Raw genomic sequence first — 18,902 nt, 5'->3', positions numbered from 1 at the left:
GCGCCCCCGCCCGCGCGGGCCGCCGCCTCCCCATGCGCTATCTCCTGCCCAGCCTCCTGCTCGTGGCCCTGTCCGCGATGCTGCTGCTCCGCGGGTACGTGCACAGCGAGATCCTCGCCGACCACCGCGTCCGCCCGCCCGCCGCCACCGACCGCGTCCCCCGGGAGATCCTGCGGGGCGGCCCGGTCATCGACACGCGCGGAGACCGCCAGCAGACCCTGCGCGTGCCCGACCGCCACGTCGTGCTGACCTTCGACGACGGCCCCGACCCGAAGTGGACCCCGAAGGTCCTCGACGTCCTGGCCGCACACGACGCGCACGGCGTCTTCTTCGTCACCGGCGCGATGGCCTCGCGCCACCCCGGCCTGGTCGCGCGGATGGTCCGCGAGGGCCACGAGGTCGGCCTGCACACCTTCAACCACCCCGACCTGTCGTACCAGTCGAAGGACCGCATCGACCGGGAGCTGTCCCAGAACCAGCTGGCGCTCGCGGGCGCCGCGGGCATCCGCACCTCGCTCTTCCGCCCGCCGTACTCGTCCTTCGCCGACGCCATGGACAACGCGTCGTGGCCGGTCGCGCGGCACGTCGGGAGCCGCGGCTATCTGACCGTCGTCAACGACACCGACAGCGAGGACTGGAAGCGCCCCGGCGTCGACGAGATCATCCGCCGCGCCACGCCCGCGGACGGCAAGGGCGCCATCGTCCTCATGCACGACTCGGGCGGCGACCGCTCCCAGACGGTGGCGGCCCTCGGTCGCCTCCTGCCGAAGCTCCAGCGCGAGGGCTACGCGTTCACCAACCTCACCGAGGCCCTGCACGCCCCCAGTGCCCACGCCCAGGCGCGCGGCCTCGCGCTCTGGCAGGGCCGGATCTGGATCGCCCTGGTCACCGCGTCCGAGTACGTCACGGACATCCTGGTCGTGGGCCTCGCGGTGATCGGCTTCCTGGTCCTCGGCCGGTTCGCCCTGATGCTGGTGCTCTCCGCGCTCCACACCCGTCGCGTCCGCAAACGCGGCTTCCGGTGGGGCGCGCCCGTGACGGAGCCGGTCTCGGTGCTCGTGCCCGCGTACAACGAGGCGAAGTGCATCGAGAACACCGTCCGCTCCCTCATGGCGAGCGACCACCCCATCGAGGTCATCGTCGTCGACGACGGCTCGTCGGACGGCACCGCCCGCATCGTCGAGGGCCTCGGCCTGCCGGACGTACGCGTCGTGCGCCAGCACAACGCGGGCAAGCCTGCGGCGCTCAACAGGGGCCTGGCCAACGCGCGCCACGACCTCGTCGTGATGATGGACGGCGACACCGTCTTCGAGGCGTCGACCGTACGGGAGCTCGTGCAGCCCTTCGGTGACCCGCGCGTGGGCGCCGTGGCGGGCAACGCGAAGGTCGGCAACAGGGACTCGCTCATCGGCGCCTGGCAGCACATCGAGTACGTGATGGGCTTCAACCTCGACCGCCGCATGTACGACGTGCTGCGCTGCATGCCGACCATCCCCGGGGCCGTCGGCGCCTTCCGGCGCTCCGCCCTGGAGCGGGTCGGCGGCATGAGCGACGACACGCTCGCCGAGGACACCGACATCACGATGGCCCTGCACCGCGACGGCTGGCGCGTCGTGTACGCGGAGAGGGCCCGCGCGTGGACCGAGGCCCCCGAGACCGCGCGCCAACTGTGGTCCCAGCGCTACCGCTGGTCGTACGGCACGATGCAGGCGATCTGGAAGCACCGGCGCGCGCTCGTCGACTCCGGCCCCTCGGGCCGCTTCGGCCGCGTCGGCCTGCCCCTGGTCTCCCTGTTCATGGTCCTGGCCCCGCTCCTCGCCCCGCTGATCGACGTCTTCCTCCTCTACGGCCTGGTCTTCGGCCCCACCCAGAAGACGGTCGCCGCCTGGCTCGGTGTCCTCGCCGTCCAGGCGGTGTGCGCGGCGTACGCCTTCCGCCTCGACCGCGAGCCCCTGACCCATCTCATCTCGCTGCCGCTCCAGCAGGTCCTCTACCGGCAGTTGATGTACGTCGTCCTGCTCCAGTCCTGGATCACCGCCCTCACCGGCGGGCGGCTGCGCTGGCAGAAGCTCCGCCGCACCGGCGTGGTGGAGGCGCCGGGCGTGCCGCCGCGGCGGTGGCGGGGCGGCGGCGCGGAAGGGGGGTCGGTGGCATGACCCACCCCACGCGCGTGGGGGAGCCTCCCGTGCGGGAAGCCGCCTCGGCCCCGGCTCCCCGGGACCGCTACCTCGACCTGCTGCGCACCCTCGCCCTGGTGCGCGTCGTCGTCTACCACCTCTTCGGCTGGGCCTGGCTGACGATCCTGTTCCCCTCGATGGGCGTGATGTTCGCCCTCGCGGGCTCCCTGACGGCCCGCTCCCTGAAGCGACCGGCGCGGCAGGTCATCGCGTCCCGCCTGCGTCGCCTGCTGCCGCCCCTGTGGCTGTTCGGCGCGGCCGCCCTGTTCCTGCTCTTCGCGGCGGGCTGGAAGCCGGGCGACGACCCGGACCACGGTGGCACCTGGGGACTGCTGAGCCTCGCCAACTACGTCCTGCCGGTCGGCGCGCCGCCCTTCCCCTGGCAACTGGGCGACAAGGCGGGCCTCCTGGAGGACACCTGGGCCGTGCAGGCGGTCGGGCCGCTCTGGTACCTCCGCGCGTACCTGTGGTTCGTCCTCGCCTCCCCCCTGCTGCTGCGGGCCTTCCGCCGCGCCCCCTGGCCGACGCTCCTCGCCCCCCTGGCCCTCACGGCCCTGCTCTCCACCGACGTCGTCCGCATCCCCGGCGAAACGGGCAACGCCGTCTGCGACTTCGCGGTCTACGGAGGCTGCTGGATCCTCGGCTTCGCCCACCAGGAGGGCGTCCTCGCGCGCGTCCCGCGCTATCTGGCCGTCTCCCTCGCCGCCCTCACCATGGCCTTCGGCCTGTGGTGGGCCTCCGGCCACCTCGGCCCCGACGGCTGGGACCTGAACGACATCCCCCTCGCCCAGGCCACCTGGTCCCTCGGCTTCGTCGTCGTCCTTCTCGTCCACGCCCCTGCCTGGCACGAACTCCCCGGCCGCCTGGCCAGGTGGGACGGACTCATCACCCTCTCGAACAACCGCGCCGTCACGATCTACCTCTGGCACAACCTCTTGATCATGGCGACGGTCCCACTGATCGACATGGCGTACGACGTCCCGTTCATGACCGAGCGGACGATGGCGGCGCTCGACTCGACGTACACGATGTGGATGTTCATGCTGGTGTGGCCGCTGATCGGAGTGCTGGTGCTTGCCGTGGGCTGGGTGGAGGACCTGGCCGCGCGACGCGGCCCGCGGGTGTGGCCGGACGGGGCCGCGAAGCGGCGGCGCGGGGGGCGTCCCGCCAAGGGGGCCTGAACCGGGCTTCCGCGTTCTGCGACCGTTCCGCAACAACCCCCGCCGCGCGGCGGGGGTATGCCCCCATCTGCACCCGTCCTCGGCAAACCTCACCGTCGCGCGCCGCTTTGCCCGTGGATAGCGTGGCTTCACTCAGGTGAACCCACGTCCCATGGGAGCTGACTGTGAACCGCCGACCCACACTGCTCGCTGCCGCGTCTCTGACCGCTGCCGCAGTCCTGTCACTCTCCGCCTGCGGCGGCGGAGACGGCGGCTCCAAGAACGACGACAAGATCGACGGCGCGAGCAACGCCAAGCCCACCCCCACGCCCTCGTCCCCGAAGGCCCCGGCCCACGCGATAGCCCGCCCGCGGATCGAGCTGCCCAAGGACGTCAAGAACGTCTTCGAGGGCGGGCGAACGGGCGACGCGAAGAAGGACGCGATCCTCGCGGACAGCGAGCGGATGATCAATTCGATCGATGAGGCCGTCACGGTGGACGCGAAGGACCACCCGGCGTTGAAGTTCTACTCGAAGGGCGATGCTCTGGCGAGTGCTGCCGAGTACGTCCAGTCGTTCTACTCCGCCGGCACGACGTGGACCGGTGAGACCCGCTACTACAACCGCGAGGTCACGCTCCTCAAGGGGGGCGCAGCCGCGGTCACTTACTGCGGTGATGAGACGAAGTCGTACAGCAAGGACCGGAAGACCGGGAAGGTCAAGAGGACCGCTGGCGACTCGGACGACTACGTCTCCTACAACGCGCGGATGGAGAAGAACTCCAAGGGCGTGTGGCAGGCCACCGTCGTCACTTCACAGGAAGGTGCACAGCAGTGCCAACCGTAACGCGCGTGACTCTGCGTGCCGTCCTGGTCTCGTGCGTCGTGTTCGCCACGGGCGCCGTGTCGACTGTCGCTCATGCGGGGGACAAGCGCCCTGGCGCGAGCCTGGGCAACGCCAAAGGCGATCGGCAGGGCAAGACGATCACGGTCGAGACGAGCATCCAGACCATGGTCAACGGTGACCGCGGCTCAGGCAAGGCCGGGAAGCTCTCCACAGCGAACAGCAACTGGACGCCACCTGCGTGCTGGTACGAACCCGCGTTCTCTCCCAAGGAGATCCAGAAGAGAATCAAGACGTTGCGCTCTGTCGGCAACTCCATTCCCTTCATGGGCGGTCTCGGTGACATCCTCGGCGATTTCTTCGACTCGTACTACAAGGACGGTCATCCCTATAAGGACTACAACCTTGACAAGCAAGGCAAAGGGATGTTCTGGACGCGGGTGGTGAACCCCAACCGCAAGGACGACCCCAAAGCGATGGAGTGCAATCGGTCACCGTTCTGGGTCGATGACAACGAGACTCCGAAGGAGCCTCTCGCCGTCAACCCCAGGATTCTGGCCGAGTACGCGTATGACGAACTACCCATCCCCGGGACCAGGATTGAGATGGCGCCCAAGGCCGAGACCAAGGTCAATCTGCCCACTTGGGTCTGGCTGGACAAGGCCAAGTTCAAGAAGGTGTCGGTGACCGCGAGTCTGCCCAACACCAACCTCTCGGCGACTACGACCGCTGAGCCCGTCTCCTTGCGGATCGATCCCGGGACGAAGGACGCCGAGACGTATCCCGCATCCGGAGAATGCGCCATCGGCAAGGACGGAAGGATCGGGGAGCCCTGGGCCAGGGGCAAGTCCGAGGAGACGCCGTCCTGTGGTGTGAAGTACCTGAGGTCGTCGGGTGATGGCTCGTACAACCTGAAGGCCACGGTCAGGTGGGAAATCAGTTGGACGAGCACGAACACCGGACGTGAGGGCCTGCCGGACGGCGAGTTCGGCGCGGATCAGGCCGTCGTGGTCAAGGAGATCCAGTCAGTGAACCGCTGACGTGTCGCCATGGTGGCGAACGGCCGCCTCGGGGGAGTCCGGGGGCGGCCGTTCGACGTGGTTGGCCGCTGGGCCGCTACTCGTCGAGGTTGACGAAGAGGCTGCGCGCGAACTCGTCGAACTCGTCGATGTGAGAGGTGATCCATCCGATGTCCTCGCTCAGTGTTCGTACGATCACGTCGATGCCGAGGGATTCGAGGCGCCACGCGTAGTTGACGGAGCAGCACATCGCCTGGGCCTTGTCCGAGACGAAGTACCGGATCGAACGCATCCCGCGCCCGAGCCGTTCGGTGTCGAAGTCCATGACCTCGGGGTCCTGGACGGCTCCGGGCTCGTCCTTCTGGACGAGTGCGGCCAGTGTCGCGTCGACGTCGCCCGTACTCGGGCCCGCGTGCACGAGGAAGGTGAGGAAGTCGCGTCGCGGATCCGGTACGTAGAGGAAGACCTGGTGGACCGGAATCTTCTGCGGCACCAGCTCCGCCGTCGACTCGAGCTCGTACGCCAGCATCTTGACCTGCTTCTTCTCGAACGGTTCGTCGACCAGGGACCACAGCAGCTCCGAGGTGCGGCGCGCCCACTTCTTGCGCGCACGCGCGGCGTTCCTGCCTTCGAGAACTGGCATGGCGGGCCACACAGTGGCATCGCTGTCCGTGTCGAGGGAGAAGATGACGGTCACGTGGTCCTCCAGCGAAACGTGGTCATGACGGCATCGAAGAGTTCGACGAGGATGTCGGTGAAGTCGCTGTCGACAGCGCCGTTCCCGATCGTGCTGAAACTGACGACGATCCACTCGGCTTCCGCCCCGTGCGAGGGCAGGTGGACGATGTAGTCGACGTGCTTGGACGGCGCTTCGGCCCCGCTCGCCGGATTCGGCGTCAGTGTGCGCACACTGCGTACCGCTGCCGAGCCTGCCACCTGGACGGGCTCGGAGTTCACGGTGGTACGCAGGAACTCGGCCAATACCTCATTTGGATCAGCGCCGTCGCGAGGCGGTGTGTGAGGCTTCGCGACGATGAAGGAGGCAGCGATGAGATGGCCGTGCATGGGCTCGACGGGAAGGTAGAGATCCACCCCGTGGCGGCGCTGCGCCCCCTTCACCGCGGAGTTCAGCCGCCGGTACAACTCAAGGCGCGCCTCGGCGACCTTCTCTTTGGGGAGGTCACGCGACAGCCGCTCGGCTGCCCCGTCGACAATGCCTTTGACGACCTCCTGAGTGCCTTCCTTCAGGGGGATTCTCGTCCAGCCGGGAGGCATGACGAGGGTATAGCCGTAAGCACTCCTGGCCTCAGCCGGTGACATTGCTAGGGCTCCTTCCTCGAACACTCTGGCTGCTGCGCATGCGGCTCCTGGTCCCGTACATCGGGTTCGTCGACGCGCATGCTCACCACGTGGACGAGGCCTGGGTCGATCCGTGGCTCGCCTTGAAGTCGTTGTAGGCATTCCAGCTGGGTTTGTGCGGGGCCCCGAGCCCGTCGCTCGCGTAGTTCATGGTGTCGTTGTCGCCCAGCAGCTTGTCTCCCCAGTCGACGGCCGTGCCGCCGTACGTGGAACCCACAGCTGCTCCGTACGCCGTGTCTCCGCCCAGCTTCGTGCCGTGCGGGATGCCGTCGCCGTACAGCTGCTTGTTGGCCTTGATTCCCTGGCGGAGGGAGGCGAGTTCGCTGTCTCCGAGGTGTACGGCCGTGGCCCACCTGCCAGGTGGCGGAGACTCCTCGGCCACTCGGCCGGCGCGCCCCGCGATGCCCTTGCGCAGCGCCGTCATCTCGTGCCGGACGGCAGCCTTCGCGGTGTCATCGGTGGCACCGGCGAGTCGGTTGGCGAGTTGATTGCGCACGGACTTCGTGGCTAGCAGGCCGTCCTTGAGCTTGCTGACGCGATGCACGGTGGAGGCTGCCCGAGTGGACTTGCCCGCAGCCTTGAGCCCGAGCATCGCTCCCCGGCCGAGCCCCATGGTGAGCAGGCCGAAAGCGTCGAAGGCCAGGTCTGCCCAGGTGGCCTCCCCCGCTTTCACAAGCAGATAGCGGCCTGCCACGACCACGGCCCCCAGGCCTATGACGAGGAAGTTGAGGCCGGGAATGAAGATCGCCGCGATCGCCGCCGCCGTACCGATCCAACTGAGCACGTCCAGGAACAGTTTGAAGCCGTCCGCGTGCTTCTTGGCCCAGCCGATCAGGTCGTCCCAGGCGCTGTCCTCCACCGCGTCGTCGATCGCTTCCAGGATGTGCTCACGTGCGATGGCCGCATGGGTGCCGTAGTAGGAAACCGCGGTGGACAACTGTTTCTTGGCCGCTTCGACGGCGCCTTCATCCTTCTCATCGGCCTGTGCCTTCTTGCGCGCCTTGTCGGCCAATTCTTGGGCGTGTTCCATTTTGTCCGCCCACGTACGCAGACGGCCTGAGACCTTCTCATAGCGCCCTCTGGTCTTGTCGAGGCGGCCGCCCAGGTCATCGGCCTCGTCCCGCAGGGAATTCGCGTACTTTCCCTCGATGTTGTCGTCGCTGCCGAGCTGCCGGAGCTTCGTCACCTGTCGTGCCAGCGTCTCCGCGATGCTCGACAGCCGCTTGGCCTCGGTGCGAATCGCTTCGGGGTCTCCCGGCGTCGGGTCTGATTCGGCGAGCGGGGACCAGTCAACGGGCCGGCGGGGCACTCAGGCCCTCCCTAACTTCTTCTTGCCGGGTTTCGTCAGCTCTTGGTCGACCTTCTCGAAGCTCTCGATGGAGCGTTCGACGAGCTTGCCGACCTTCTCGATGCTCTGGAGCAGTTCCTTGCGATGGTCGTCCCAGTTGGAGGTGAACTCTTCCATGGCGCCTGACACGTCGGGGGATCCGTAAGCGTTGCTCAGGTCGCTTTGGTGAGCAGAGCACCCCTTGAACTCTCTGCGGACTGTTCTCAGGTCGTTCTTGATGGTGTACAGGTAGGTGTAGTCCACGCCGAGATCGGCCATGCCTGCTCCTCGCGCCGCGATTGTTCCAAGGGGCGTCCGCACTGATGAAGATTCGATGCGGCTCAACGCTATCGGTGGGCCGCTGTTACGACCAGGATCGATGCTGGAGAGGCCGACGTATGCCGCCTTTTCGATTCTGGCGTTTTCGCGTGTGGGAAGAGGCGTGACGAATTTCGTCATGCGCATGAGAGCGGCAAGCACAGCCTCTCACCGGCCCGGATCGGTAATTCCGCAGGCAGCGGCCCGGATCCGTGCGGGCGTGCCCGCGGGAAGGAAGCTCTCGCCAGCCCCCTCACCACCCCCCACCCCCCATAGTGAGCCCAACGTTCCCCCGTGGTCATCCCTCGGCACAGGGCTGAAACGCGTCGTCCCTAGCTTCGGGGGCACCGTCGTTGGCCGGGGAGGCTGGGCATGAGGAGTAGGTGGATCACGCGGTGGGAGCCGGAGGACGCGGGGTTCTGGGCGCGGGAGGGGGAGCGGGTCGCCCGGCGGAACCTGGTGTTCTCGGTGTTGTCGGAGCACGTGGGGTTCTCGGTGTGGACCCTGTGGTCGGTGCTCGTGCTGTTCATGGGGCCGGAGTACGGCATCGATCCGGCGGGGAAGTTCTTCCTCGTGTCGATGGCGACGCTCGTGGGCGCCGTCGTGCGCGTGCCGTACACCTTCGCCGTGGCCCGGTTCGGGGGGCGGAACTGGACGGTGATCGCGGCGGGGCTGCTCCTGGCGCCCACCGTGGCCGCGTTCGTCGTCATGGAGCCCGGCACGTCGTACGGCACGTTCATGGCGTGTGCGCTGCTCACCGGCATCGGCGGGGGGAACTTCGCCTCGTCCATGACGAACATCAACTCCTTCTTCCCGCTGCGCAAGAAGGGCTGGGCCCTCGGCCTCAACGCGGGCGGCGGCAACATCGGCGTGCCCGTGGTGCAGCTGGTCGCGCTCGCCGTCATCGGGGCCGGTGGCGGGCCGCGGCTGCTGCTCGGCGTCTACATCCCGCTGGTCGTCGTCTCCGCCGTCTGCGCCGCGCTGTTCATGGACAACATCGCCTCCGTGCGCAACGACACGGGCGCCGTGCGGGAGGCCGCGCGCGACCCGCACACCTGGATCATGGCGTTCCTGTACGTGGGGACCTTCGGGTCGTTCATCGGCTACAGCTTCGCCTTCGGCCTCGTGCTCCAGACCCAGTTCGGGCGCACCCCGCTGGAGGCCGCGCAGCTCACCTTCGTCGGGCCGCTGCTCGGCTCGCTCGTGCGGCCCGTGGGCGGGCGGCTCGCCGACCGCTACGGCGGGGCCCGGATCACGCTGGGGACCTTCGTCGCCATGGCGGCGGCCACCGGCGTCGTCGTGCTGGCCTCCGAGCGGGCGTCGCTCGGGCTCTTCACCGGCGCGTTCGTGGTGCTCTTCGTGCTCAGCGGCCTCGGCAACGGCTCCACGTACAAGATGATCCCGGGCATCTTCCAGGCCAAGGCCCTGCGCGAGGGGCTCACCGGGGACGACGCCGACCGGTACGGGCGGCGGCTCTCGGGCGCCGCCATGGGGCTCATCGGGGCCGTCGGCGCGCTCGGCGGGCTCGGGATCAACCTCGCCTTCCGGCAGTCGTTCCTGAGCGTCGGCTCGGGGACCGGGGCCTATGTCTCCTTCCTCGCGTTCTACGCCCTGTGCTTCGGGGTCACCTGGGCCGTGTACCTGCGCGGGGCCGCGGCCCGTACGCGGTCCGTGGCCGCCGCGGGCGCCGAGCGGAGGCCGACGTACGCCGAGGTGTGACGTAACACGGCGGACATCAAGGTGATCCACACCCGTCACCGGGCGTTGGCAGGCTCGATGGCCCGTGGGCCCGCGCAGACGGCCACGGCGGGGCGGCGGGCAGACGGGCCACTACGACGAGCGGGACGCCAGACATGAACGTGAGCCACGACCACGGACCCCTCGCGGGGTTCACCGTCGGCGTCACCGCCGCCCGCCGCGCCGACGAGCTCGGCGCGCTGCTCCAGCGCCGCGGCGCCACCGTGCTGCACGCGCCCGCGCTCCGCATCCTGCCGCTGTCCGACGACGGGCGGCTCCTCGCCGCCACCAAGGAGCTGATCGACCACGCCCCGGACGTCGTCGTCGCCACCACCGCCATCGGCTTCCGCGGCTGGGTGGAGGCCGCCGACGGCTGGGGCCACGGCGAGGCGCTCCTCGCGCGGCTGCGCGGCGTCGAACTGCTCGCGCGCGGGCCGAAGGTGAAGGGCGCCGTGCGGGCGGCGGGACTCGTCGAGCACTGGTCGCCGTCGTCGGAGTCGATGGCGGAGGTCCTGGACCGGCTGCTCGCCGAGGGCGTCGCGGGGCGGCGCGTCGCGCTCCAGCTGCACGGCGAGCCGCTGCCGGGGTTCGTGGAGGCGCTGCGGGCCGGGGGAGCGGACGTCGTCCTCGTACCGGTGTACCGGTGGCTGCCGCCCACCGACCTCGCGCCCGTGGACCGGCTGCTCGACGCGGCCGTGGCGCGCGGCGTCGACGCGCTCACCTTCACCAGCGCGCCCGCCGCCGCCTCGCTGCTCGCGCGGGCCGAGGACCGGGGGATGGCGGGGGAGCTGCGCGCCGCCCTGGCGCACGACGTGCTCGCGGCCTGCGTGGGCCCGGTGACCGCGCTGCCGCTCCAGGGCCTGGGCGTGGACACCGTCCAGCCGGAACGGTTCAGGCTCGGCCCCCTCGTCCAGCTGCTGTGCCAGGAACTGCCCGCGCGGGCACGGGCGTTGCCGGTCGCCGGGCACCGCCTGGAGATCCGCGGGCACGCGGTCCTCGTGGACGGCGAGCTGCGGGCCGTGCCGCCCGCGGGGATGGCGCTGCTGCGCTCGCTCGCGCGGCGGCCCGGGTGGGTGGTCGCGCGCGCCGAGCTGCTGCGGGCACTGCCCGGCGCGGGCCGCGACGAGCACGCCGTGGAGACCGCGATGGCCCGCCTGCGCACGGCACTCGGCGTGCCCAAGCTCATCCAGACCGTCGTCAAGCGGGGCTACCGGCTCGCGCTCGACCCCGCGGCCGGGTCCAAGTACGGGGCCTGAGCCGGGGCCCCCGCGAGCCTGCCGCGCAGCACGAGCGCCCGGCCGAGCAGGCCGGACGCGAGCGTGCACAGGGCCGCCCGCACGATGTTCCACGCCACCCACGGGCCCTCGAAGTCCGCGCGCACGGCGGCCGGGTCGGCGATCCGCGCCGGGTCGCCCGCCGCGGCGAGGTCGTCGTTCAGGGGCACGTTCACCACGGCGGTGAGCACGAAGGCGAGCGCGTACGCGGCAAGCGCGCCGCACACCCACCAGCGCAGCGGCGTGCGCCGCAGCCGCCACGCGGCGAGCCCGGTGCTCAGCAGCGCCCCGAAGAAGCCGAAGAAGAACACCGGGTTCTGGATGACGTCGTTGATGTGCTGCATGACCTCGATGTACGCGCGGTCCGAGGCGCGCGCGAGGCCGGGCATCACCGCGCACGCGAAGACGTAGAAGGAACCGGCCATCAGGCCCGTGGTGAGCGCCGCCGCGCCCAGGGCGACGCCGCTGGTGGGCCGGTCGGGGCGGGGTGTGCCGTGGTTCGTCATGCCGTCGAGTCAAGCCGCGCGCCGCCGCCGGGGCCATGGCCGACGAGCGCACCCGCATAAGCGCGCGTCTCCCGCCTCCGGTGCGCCCGTCTTGCCACGAGCGTGTCCGCTCGCGGTGGCAGGGGTTCCAGAGCCGCCCCGGGACGGGCACTGTAGGAGTACGGACGGGCGTACGGCCGGTACGCGCGCGTACGTCGGCACGCACCGGAACGGCCCCCGAACTCACCGGCGACCCCGAGGCGGTGACACCCGCATGGCGTTGAGTGCGGCCCCCCAGGAGGCCCCGCACAAGCCCCCGCACAAGGTCGCGTACGGCGAGCTGCGCTTCGACTCCGGACGGATCTGCCTCGACCTCCTCGCGACGGACCACCCCGTGGAGCGGCTCGACGACGTGGCCCGGCTGTGCGCCTGGCTGGCCGGGGCGGGCCTGCTCCCGCCGGGCACGCCGCTGCCGGACGCCGACCAGGCCTGGCTCGCCGGGTTCCGCGAACTGCGCGGCCACATCGGCCGGTTGGTCGGCGGCGAGCTGGCGGGACGGCCCGCCGACACCGCCCTCGCCCGGGTGAACGCGCTGGCCGCCGCGGCCCCGCCCGCGCCGTGCGCCGTCCGGCACGCCGACGGCAGCCTCGTCCGCGCGCTGCACGGCACCCCGGGGCGCGCCGCGCTGCTCGCGGCCGTCGCCCGGGACGCCGTCGACCTGCTCACCGACCCGGTGGCGCGCTCGCTGCTGCGCCGGTGCGCGGGCGACAGCTGCCCGCTGGTCTACCTCGACACGTCACGGGGGCACCGCCGCCGCTGGTGCTCCAGCGAGGTGTGCGGCAACCGGGAGCGGGTGGCCCGGCACCGGCGGCGGGCGGCGGGACTCGCGCCCGCGTGAGCGAGGAAAACCTCGCCGCTGCCTGAACACATCCCCCGCTCTGTCCGTACGTCCCTGATGACCAGCCAGCGCGCGGTTCGGCAGCGCCCCGAAGGGGCGCGGGGCGGTGTCCACATGCGGCTCCGCCGCGTGGGCGCGACCAGCCCAAGTCGGCCCGCAGACAAACGGCAACTCAGCGAAGCGCCCGGCCAGCCGGGCCGAAGCGCGGACAGCGGAGGCAGACGTGCGCAAGGATTCCGCCGTGGCCGATGAACGCCCGCACCGACATCGTGCGGCGCCCGCGCCGGAGCCGGACGAGGAGCTGATGCGCGCGCTGTACCGCGAGCACGCCGGTCCGCTTCTCGCCTATGTGCTCCGGCTTGTGGCGGGAGACCGGCAGCGCGCCGAGGATGTCGTGCAGGAGACGCTCATCCGTGCCTGGAAGAACGCCGGTCAGCTCAACCGTGCGACCGGTTCGGTACGCCCCTGGCTGGTGACGGTCGCGCGCCGCATCGTCATCGACGGCCACCGCAGTCGGCAGGCCCGGCCGCAGGAGGTCGACCCGTCGCCGCTGGAGGTCATCCCCGCGGAGGACGAGATCGATAAGGCGCTGTGGCTGATGACGCTGTCGGACGCGCTGGAGGACCTGACTCCCGCGCACCGTGAGGTACTTGTCGAGACCTACTTCAAAGGGCGTACGGTCAATGAGGCGGCCGAGACGCTGGGCATACCCAGTGGGACGGTGCGCTCGCGGGTCTTCTACGCGCTGCGCTCGATGAAGCTGGCTCTGGAGGAGCGGGGGGTGACGGCATGAGTACGCCGTACGACGCACACGGCCCTGACCGAGGGGGCCACGGCCCGCGGGGCCCCGAGGCGGTGCACGAGACCGTCGGCGCCTACGCCCTCGGCATCCTGGACGACGCGGAGGCCACCGAGTTCGAGGCGCACCTGGCGGGCTGCGAGATCTGCGCCCGGCAGCTGGAGGAGTTCTCCGGCATGGAGCCGATGCTGGCCGCCCTGGCGGACCTCCCCGGGGCGCAAGGGGCGCAAGGGGCGCAAGGACCGCTCGGGTCGCCAGGGGCGCACGGGTCGCCCGGCGCGCCCGAGGCTCCGGACGCGGCCGTGCCCCGCCCGCGCGCACGGCCCGCCGTCGGCGAGCAGCTCGCCGCCCGGCCGGGCCCGCGCCTGGCCGAACGCCTCGTGGACGAGGTCGCGGCGCGGCGCGCGCGGCGGCGCAGGCGCGGTCTGTTCCTGGCCGCGGCGGCGGCCGCGCTGATCGTCGGCGGGCCGCTCGCGGTCGTCGCGGTGGACGGTGACGACGGCTCGAAGGGGCAGGTGGCGATCGACCCGCACCCGACCTCGCCCGCCGAGGACGCCTTCTTCCACCACATGGAGGAGAAGAAGTCCGCCACCGACCCGAAGACCAAGGTCACCGCCACGGTCGGCACCGAGCGGAAGGCCTGGGGCACCCACGCGGTCCTGGAGTTGAAGAACGTCAAGGGCCCGCTCAAGTGCTCCCTCGTCGCCGTCGGCAAGGACGGCAAGCGGGAGACCGTCTCGTCCTGGTCGGTGCCCAAGTGGGGCTACGGCATCAAGGACAGCTCCAACACATGGGCCCGCAACCCGCTGTACGTGCACGGCGGCGCCGCCTTCGACCGCGACGACATCGACCGCTTCGAGGTCACCACGTTCGGCGGCGAACGCCTCGTGTCGGTGGACGTCTGAGGCCCCGAAGACCCCCGCCACCGCCCTGACCAGCGAAGCCCCGGGTCACGGCCCGGCGACGGACGGCGCATGAGACTGCACAAGCGGGGCCCCTTTCGCGTACGGTGGACGGCTGCTCAGCACGAGCAGCAGCACGTCAGGAAAGGGGCCCCGGTGGCCGACGTACGCGACCGCGAGATCAGCGTCGAACAGGAACACCTCGACCAGGTCTACCGCCGCCTGGAGGAGAAGATCCACGAGGCCGAGTTCCTGATGAACGACGCCGCCCAGCGTTCTCAGGTCGGTACGCCGGGCGCGCTCGCCGAGCGCGACGCGCAGGTCTTCCGCGCGGGCATCCACCTCAACCGTCTCAACAACGAGTTCGAGGACTTCCTCTTCGGCCGCATCGACCTGCTCCTTGGCAAGGACGGCAAGAAGGGCCCGGACGGCGCCTACACGGCGGTCGAACCCGCCGAGGGCGTGGTCCGCCAGGACGCGTCGGGGCCGTGCGCCGACATCGCCGAGACCCTGCACATCGGCCGCATCGGCGTCCTCGACGCGGACTACTCGCCGCTGGTCATCGACTGGCGCGCGCCCGCCGCCGCCCCCTTCTACCGCTCCACCCCGGTGGATCCGGGGCGGGTCGTGCGCCGCCGCGTCATCCGCTCCAAGGGCCGCAAGGTGCTCGGCGTCGAGGACGACCTGATGCGCCCCGAGCTGACGGCGTACCTGGACGGCGAGGCGCTGCCCGTCGTCGGCGACGGCGCGCTCATGGCCGCGCTCGGGCAGGCCCGCAGCCACACCATGCGCGACATCGTGGCGTCCATCCAGGCCGAGCAGGACCAGGTCATCCGCGCGCCCGCCGCGTCCGTGACGTACGTGGAGGGCGGCCCGGGCACCGGCAAGACGGCGGTCGCGCTGCACCGCGCCGCCTACCTGCTCTACCAGGACCGCCGCCGCTACTCGGGCGGCATCCTCATCGTCTCGCCGACGCCCCTGCTCGTCGCGTACACGGAGGGCGTCCTGCCGTCCCTGGGCGAGGAGGGCCAGGTCGCCATCCGCGCGGTCGGCTCCCTCGTCGACGGCGTGGACGCCACGGTCTACGACAGCCCGGCGGTGGCCCGCGTCAAGGGCTCGTCCCGGATGCTGAAGGTCCTGCGCAAGGCGGCCAGGGGCGCGCTCGACACCGCGGACGGCGGTTCTGCCGCCTCCTCTGTGGGCGGCTGGTCCGCCCAGGGGGCGGAACGGGCGGGCACAGAGGACCCGCACCCGCCAACGGCGAGCACCCCCACCAAGCTCCGCGTAGTCGCCTTCGGCCGCCGCCTGGAACTGGAGGCCAACGACCTCGCCCGCGTCAGACGCACCGCGCTCGGCGGCACCGCCCCCGTCAACCTGCTGCGCCCCCGGGCCCGCAAGCTCCTCCTGGACGCCCTCTGGGACAAGTCCGGCGCGGCCACCCGGCACAGCGACCCCGAACTCGCCGCCGAACTCCGCTCGTCCTTCGACGAGGACATCACCACCGAGGACGCCTTCATCGCGTTCCTGGACGCGTGGTGGCCCGTGCTCACGCCGCGCGGCGTGCTGAGCGCGATGGCCGACGAGAAGCGCCTCGGGCGCTGGGCGCGCCGGGTGCTCAACCCGGGCGAGGTCCGCAAGGTGGCCCGCTCCCTGCGCCGCGAGGCGTACTCCGTGCACGACATCGCGCTCCTCGACGAGCTCCAGGCGATCCTCGGCACCCCCGCGCGGCCGAAGAAGAAGCGCGACCTCGACCCGCTGGACCAGCTCACCGGGCTCGACGAGCTGATGCCGGTGCGCGAGGAGTCCCAGCGCGAGCGCGCCGAGCGGCTCGCCGCCGAGCGCACCGAGTACGCGCACGTCATCGTCGACGAGGCCCAGGACCTGACCCCGATGCAGTGGCGCATGGTGGGCCGCCGCGGGCGCCACGCGACCTGGACGGTCGTGGGCGACCCGGCGCAGTCCTCCTGGTCCGACCCGGACGAGGCCGCCGCGGCGCGCGACGAGGCGCTCGGCACCCGCCCGCGCCGCCGCTTCACGCTGACCGTCAACTACCGCAACCCCGCCGAGATCGCCGACCTCGCCGCCAAGGTCCTGGCCCTGGCCATGCCCGGCTCCGAGTCCCCGTCCGCCGTCCGCTCCACGGGGGTCGAACCGCGCTTCGCCGTCGTACGGGGCAAGGACCTCGGCCGGTCCGTGCGCGAGGAGGCGGCCCGGCTGCTCGACGAGGTCGAGGGGACCGTCGGCGTCGTCGTCGCCATGCACCGCCGCGACCAGGCGGCCCGCTGGCTCGCCGGGCTCGGCGAGCGCGTCGTGGCGCTCGGCAGCCTGGAGGCCAAGGGCCTGGAGTACGACGCGACGGTCGTCGTGTCGCCCGCGGAGATCGCCGACGAGTCCCCGGCGGGCCTGCGCGTGCTGTACGTCGCGCTGACCCGGGCCACCCAGCAGCTCACGGTCCTGTCGGGCGAGCGCGACGAGCCGGACGCGGACGGCGTGCCGGACCTGCTCAGGGAATGACCCCCTGCTACGGGAATTGCCTTACGGGATTCGTTTGTTACCGTTGATGTGACACCGGCTCGATCCAAGCCCCCGGGCCCAACCTTCGTCGCTACGAGCGACCACTTGCCGCGAGGCGAGCATGGCGGGTCGGTGTCACTTCGCGTAGGAGAGGTCCACGTCACCCGGTGACGTGGACCTCTTTTCGTTTCCCCGCACTTCTCGTATGGTGGAAACTGTTTTCCGAAATGCATGTGAACAAAACGTTCTCAATCCGGGGCGGCTACCACGTACTCAGGGGTAGGTGCGACCATCGGACGGCAACAGCTACAAGGTGAAAGCAGAGGAAGTCCGCCATGGCAACGGCGCCCAGCGTCTCCTACTCGATGACGGTCAGGCTGGAGGTGCCCGCGAGCGGAACCGCGGTCTCCCAGCTCACCACGGCCGTGGAGTCCTCCGGCGGCTCCGTCACCGGCCTCGACGTCACGGCGTCCGGCCACGAGAAGCTGCGCATCGACGTCACGATCGCCGCGACGTCCACCGCGCACGCCGACGAGATCGTCGAGAAGCTGCGCGGCATCGAGGGCGTCACGCTCGGAAAGGTCTCCGACCGTACGTTCCTGATGCACCTCGGCGGCAAGATCGAGATGGCGTCCAAGCACCCCATCCGCAACCGCGACGACCTCTCCATGGTCTACACCCCGGGTGTGGCCCGCGTGTGCATGGCGATCGCCGAGAACCCCGAGGACGCCCGCCGCCTCACCATCAAGCGCAACTCCGTCGCGGTCGTCACGGACGGCTCGGCCGTCCTCGGCCTCGGCAACATCGGCCCCAAGGCCGCGCTGCCCGTCATGGAGGGCAAGGCCGCCCTCTTCAAGCGCTTCGCGGGCATCGACGCCTGGCCGATCTGCCTGGACACCCAGGACTCCGACGCGATCGTCGAGATCGTCAAGGCCATCGCCCCGGGCTTCGCGGGCATCAACCTGGAGGACATCTCCGCGCCCCGCTGCTTCGAGATCGAGGCCCGGCTCCGCGAGGCCCTCGACATCCCCGTCTTCCACGACGACCAGCACGGCACCGCGATCGTCGTGCTCGCCGCGCTGACCAACGCCCTGCGCGTGGTGGGCAAGAGCATCGGTGACGTACGCGTCGTCATGTCCGGCGCCGGCGCGGCCGGTACGGCCATCCTGAAGCTGCTGCTCGCCGCAGGTGTCAAGCACGCCGTCGTCGCCGACATCCACGGCGTCGTGCACGCCGACCGCGCGGACCTGGTGGACGCCGCGGCCGATTCGCCACTGCGCTGGATCGCCGACAACACCAACCCCGAGGGCATCACCGGCACCCTCAAGGAGGCCGTGCGCGGCGCCGACGTGTTCATCGGCGTCTCGGCGCCGAACGTGCTCGGCGGCGAGGACGTCGCGGCCATGGCCGACGGCGCCATCGTGTTCGCGCTCGCGAACCCGGACCCGGAGGTCGACCCGGCCATCGCCCGCCAGACGGCGGCGGTCGTGGCCACGGGCCGCTCGGACTTCCCGAACCAGATCAACAACGTCCTGGTCTTCCCCGGCGTCTTCCGCGGCCTGCTCGACGCCCAGTCGCGCACGGTCAACACCGAGATGATGCTGGCCGCGGCCACCGCCCTCGCGGACGTGGTGACCGAGGACGAGCTCAACCCGAACTACATCATTCCGAGCGTCTTCAACGACAAGGTCGCCGGAGCGGTCGCCGGGGCGGTGCGCACCGCCGCCAAGGCCGCGGGCGCGAGCGCGGCGGGCTGAGCCGCCCCCGCGGCCTGTGACAGGTGCCACGGCCCGTCGGCACGGCGCGTCGTGGAACACCGCCCTCAGCGGGCCTCTAGGGTGGCTGGGCGCGGACCTGCGGGTCCGTGCCGCCCCTGACCAGGCCCGCACGGCCTGCGGCACGGCACCGGGACCGGACGGAGCGTCACCATTTCGAGGCACCTTGGCGAAATGGGCGCTTTTCGTGTGACTCCCAGGGGTGCCGGATTGGCTTTCCCGCCGCAGGTGGGGGCAGGATGCGTCTCTGGGCGCGAGGGTCTGACCACGGACCCGGGTCCTGGGACTGACCGAGACCCTGGCAGCATCGGCTTCG

General features: G+C 70.9%; 16 protein-coding genes. 11 read left to right on the top strand and 5 right to left on the bottom strand.

Features of this window, described 5'->3' with window-relative positions; all coding sequences use genetic code 11:
* Positions 1–32 precede the first annotated feature (32 nt).
* The 4 genes from ACIG3E_RS09670 to ACIG3E_RS09655 all read left to right on the top strand — a co-directional run bounded on the left by ACIG3E_RS09670 (position 33) and on the right by ACIG3E_RS09655 (position 5,219).
* Positions 33–2,156 (top strand): bifunctional polysaccharide deacetylase/glycosyltransferase family 2 protein, encoded by a 2,124-nt coding sequence (locus ACIG3E_RS09670; RefSeq protein WP_399613539.1) that lies wholly within the window; start codon positions 33–35, stop codon positions 2,154–2,156.
* Positions 2,153–3,358 (top strand): acyltransferase, encoded by a 1,206-nt coding sequence (locus ACIG3E_RS09665; protein ID WP_399613401.1) that lies wholly within the window; start codon positions 2,153–2,155, stop codon positions 3,356–3,358. The genes ACIG3E_RS09670 and ACIG3E_RS09665 overlap by 4 nt, the downstream gene beginning before the upstream one ends.
* A gap of 164 nt (positions 3,359–3,522) precedes the next feature.
* The gene (locus tag ACIG3E_RS09660; RefSeq protein ID WP_399613398.1) at positions 3,523–4,182 is read left to right on the top strand and encodes a hypothetical protein; all 660 of its coding nucleotides are present in this window, start codon (positions 3,523–3,525) and stop codon (positions 4,180–4,182) included.
* Between the two features lie 5 nt (positions 4,183–4,187).
* Positions 4,188–5,219, top strand: a complete 1,032-nt coding sequence (locus ACIG3E_RS09655) for a hypothetical protein (protein ID WP_399613395.1) — start codon at positions 4,188–4,190, stop codon at positions 5,217–5,219.
* A 76-nt stretch (positions 5,220–5,295) separates the two neighbouring features.
* On the opposite strand, the gene ACIG3E_RS09650 is transcribed toward ACIG3E_RS09655, so the two are convergent.
* The 4 genes from ACIG3E_RS09650 to ACIG3E_RS09635 all read right to left on the bottom strand — a co-directional run bounded on the left by ACIG3E_RS09650 (position 5,296) and on the right by ACIG3E_RS09635 (position 8,343).
* Positions 5,296–5,895: a hypothetical protein gene (locus tag ACIG3E_RS09650; RefSeq protein WP_399613392.1), complete on the bottom strand. Its 600-nt coding sequence runs from the start codon at positions 5,893–5,895 to the stop codon at positions 5,296–5,298.
* Positions 5,892–6,518, bottom strand: coding sequence for a hypothetical protein (locus ACIG3E_RS09645; protein ID WP_399613389.1), 627 nt, complete (start codon positions 6,516–6,518; stop codon positions 5,892–5,894). Before ACIG3E_RS09645 ends, ACIG3E_RS09650 begins: the two co-directional genes overlap by 4 nt.
* A gap of 82 nt (positions 6,519–6,600) precedes the next feature.
* On the bottom strand, positions 6,601–7,866 hold the full coding sequence (locus tag ACIG3E_RS09640; RefSeq protein WP_399613386.1) for a hypothetical protein: 1,266 nt from the start codon (positions 7,864–7,866) through the stop codon (positions 6,601–6,603).
* Entirely contained in the window at positions 7,867–8,343 is a 477-nt protein-coding gene (locus ACIG3E_RS09635) for a hypothetical protein (RefSeq protein ID WP_399613383.1), read from the bottom strand. It lies immediately after the preceding gene.
* A 231-nt stretch (positions 8,344–8,574) separates the two neighbouring features.
* Here ACIG3E_RS09635 and ACIG3E_RS09630 point away from each other — a divergent pair, with 231 nt between their 5' ends.
* Both ACIG3E_RS09630 and ACIG3E_RS09625 read left to right on the top strand, forming a co-directional pair.
* Positions 8,575–9,921 carry a nitrate/nitrite transporter gene (locus ACIG3E_RS09630; protein ID WP_399613381.1) on the top strand — a complete coding sequence of 449 codons (1,347 nt, stop codon included), beginning with the start codon at positions 8,575–8,577 and terminating at the stop codon, positions 9,919–9,921.
* Between the two features lie 134 nt (positions 9,922–10,055).
* Positions 10,056–11,195, top strand: coding sequence for a uroporphyrinogen-III synthase (locus ACIG3E_RS09625; protein WP_399613379.1), 1,140 nt, complete (start codon positions 10,056–10,058; stop codon positions 11,193–11,195).
* Here the strand turns inward: ACIG3E_RS09625 and ACIG3E_RS09620 are convergent.
* Positions 11,147–11,719 carry a DUF1772 domain-containing protein gene (locus ACIG3E_RS09620; RefSeq protein ID WP_399613376.1) on the bottom strand — a complete coding sequence of 191 codons (573 nt, stop codon included), beginning with the start codon at positions 11,717–11,719 and terminating at the stop codon, positions 11,147–11,149. The two genes, ACIG3E_RS09625 and ACIG3E_RS09620, sit on opposite strands and share 49 nt — an antisense overlap.
* A gap of 253 nt (positions 11,720–11,972) precedes the next feature.
* Here ACIG3E_RS09620 and ACIG3E_RS09615 point away from each other — a divergent pair, with 253 nt between their 5' ends.
* From ACIG3E_RS09615 to ACIG3E_RS09595, 5 genes are all read left to right on the top strand, one after another.
* The gene (locus ACIG3E_RS09615) at positions 11,973–12,596 is read left to right on the top strand and encodes a CGNR zinc finger domain-containing protein (protein WP_399613373.1); all 624 of its coding nucleotides are present in this window, start codon (positions 11,973–11,975) and stop codon (positions 12,594–12,596) included.
* A gap of 223 nt (positions 12,597–12,819) precedes the next feature.
* Entirely contained in the window at positions 12,820–13,389 is a 570-nt protein-coding gene (locus tag ACIG3E_RS09610; RefSeq protein ID WP_138959997.1) for a sigma-70 family RNA polymerase sigma factor, read from the top strand.
* Positions 13,386–14,300 (top strand): zf-HC2 domain-containing protein, encoded by a 915-nt coding sequence (locus ACIG3E_RS09605; protein WP_399613369.1) that lies wholly within the window; start codon positions 13,386–13,388, stop codon positions 14,298–14,300. The genes ACIG3E_RS09610 and ACIG3E_RS09605 overlap by 4 nt, the downstream gene beginning before the upstream one ends.
* A 153-nt stretch (positions 14,301–14,453) precedes the next feature.
* Positions 14,454–16,811 carry a HelD family protein gene (locus ACIG3E_RS09600; RefSeq protein ID WP_399613366.1) on the top strand — a complete coding sequence of 786 codons (2,358 nt, stop codon included), beginning with the start codon at positions 14,454–14,456 and terminating at the stop codon, positions 16,809–16,811.
* A gap of 335 nt (positions 16,812–17,146) precedes the next feature.
* Positions 17,147–18,568 (top strand): NAD-dependent malic enzyme, encoded by a 1,422-nt coding sequence (locus ACIG3E_RS09595; protein WP_399613363.1) that lies wholly within the window; start codon positions 17,147–17,149, stop codon positions 18,566–18,568.
* Positions 18,569–18,902 lie beyond the last annotated feature (334 nt).

The organism is Streptomyces sp. NPDC053474 (assembly GCF_044544845.1).
In the GTDB taxonomy this organism is placed as follows: Bacteria; Actinomycetota; Actinomycetes; order Streptomycetales; family Streptomycetaceae; genus Streptomyces.
Note: the sequence above shows the minus strand (reverse complement) of the source record. Positions and strands in the feature narration are given on the sequence as shown.